Annotated in this window: 2 protein-coding genes; both read left to right on the forward strand. The window is 45.3% G+C overall.

Annotated features, from left to right (window positions below):
* The coding region (locus tag B7X71_RS16535) for an NAD(P)-dependent oxidoreductase (protein WP_293601539.1) at window positions 1–583 on the forward strand (583 nt) is incomplete at its 5' end.
* Window positions 584–595: 12 nt separating this feature from the next.
* Window positions 596–1,522: a dihydrodipicolinate synthase family protein gene (locus B7X71_RS16540; RefSeq protein ID WP_293601540.1), complete on the forward strand. Its 927-nt coding sequence runs from the start codon at window positions 596–598 to the stop codon at window positions 1,520–1,522.
* Window positions 1,523–1,643: the final 121 nt, after the last annotated feature.

The raw sequence follows: 1,643 nt of genomic DNA on the forward strand, positions 1-1,643 counted from the left end.
CCAAGCGCATGAATTTGTTAAAAGTGCAGCTTGGTCAAAAGGTTTATTTACAGTTACCACTACTCTTGCCGGTAAGTGCGTCGGCATTGCGGGAATGGGTCGCATCGGACAAGACCTGGCTAAACGCCTAGAGGCATTCAAAGTCAAGATTGCCTACACTGGCCCAAGCCGTAAAGAAGTTCCTTATGAGTACTTTCCCGATATCCAATCTTTAGCAAAGGCATCTGATGTTCTTTTCTTGGCCTGCCCTGCCACCCCAGAAACAGAGAAAATGGTTAACGCTGAAGTCCTATCGGCCTTAGGCACTAAGGGCTTCCTCATCAATATTGCACGTGGAAGCGTGGTGGATGAGACCGCACTTTTAGTTGCACTGCAGCAAAATATCATTGCTGGTGCAGCACTCGATGTATTTGAAAATGAACCAAATCCAAACATCGGGTTTCTAAATCTTGATAATGTCTTATTAACACCGCATATTGGAAGTGCTACTTCTGAAACGCGACAATTGATGACAAATTTAGCAATAGATAATTTAGAAGCTTTCTATAATAAAAAAACACTTCTGACAGAAGTAAAAAATTAAAACGGAGTAAGTATGACAATTTCCCTACACCCTTCCACACTACCTGCAGTGCTCTCACCTGTATTGACTCCATTTAAAGAGGACGGTAGTCCCGATGCGCAAAAATTACTGAAGCAATGCCAATGGCTTGAGGCTAATGGTGTTGGTCAAGCGATCTTCGGCACGAACTCTGAAGCCAACTCTATGTCTGCCCGCCAAAAGATGGCGACCTTAACCTCACTAGTAGAGGGCGGCTTAAACCCAGCACACATGATGCCTGGTACGGGTGCCACATCTATTGATGCTGCGGTCAATATGACTCGTCATGCGCTTGAACATAAGTGCGCCGGCGTATTGATGCTGCCACCGTTCTACTACAAAGATATTACTGATGATGGTCTCTTTGCTTACTTCTCAGAAGTGATTCAAAAGGTTGGCAACACAGCTTTGCAAATTTACATTTACAACATCCCTCCTGTCACCAAGATCAACCTTAGCCTTTCTTTGCTGGAGCGCTTAGCGAAGGAATACCCCAAAACTGTTGTCGGTATGAAAGACAGTTCTGGTGATTGGGCCTACACAGAATCTGTTATCAAGCTATTAGCACCATCAGGATTCCGTGTTTACGCAGGCAGTGAAATCTTCCTCATGCGCGCCCTTCGTGCTGGCGGAGTTGGCTGTATCTCTGCAACCGCTAACGTAAACCCTAGGGCTATTGCTGAATTAGCAGCCCATTGGAGAGAATCTGACGCAGATCAACGTCAAGCTGCCTTAGATCAAGTACGCTCTGTATTTGCTCAGTATCAAATGATTGCCGGTATGAAAACTGCAGTTGCCCATTTCAGTAAAGATCCAGAGTGGTTACGCGTACGCCCACCACTCATGCAACTCAGCGCAGACCAGCAAGCAAAGTTACTCAGCGAGCTACAAAAAATCAATTTCAGCATGCCAGGCCTTTAATTACATAGAAGTAAAACAGGAGACAAAAAATGAAGCTTATTAAAGTAATTGCAGTATCTCTCGCCATGTTGTTCGGTTCCGCACAAGCGCAGAACCTCTCAATTGCAACCGGCGGTACCGG

This window comes from Polynucleobacter sp. 39-46-10 (genome assembly GCF_002282275.1).

Coding starts and splice junctions, on each gene's coding strand:
- B7X71_RS16540 (WP_293601540.1), top strand. CDS start 596: ATGACAATTTCCCTACACCCTTCCACACTACCTGCAGTGCTCTCACCT.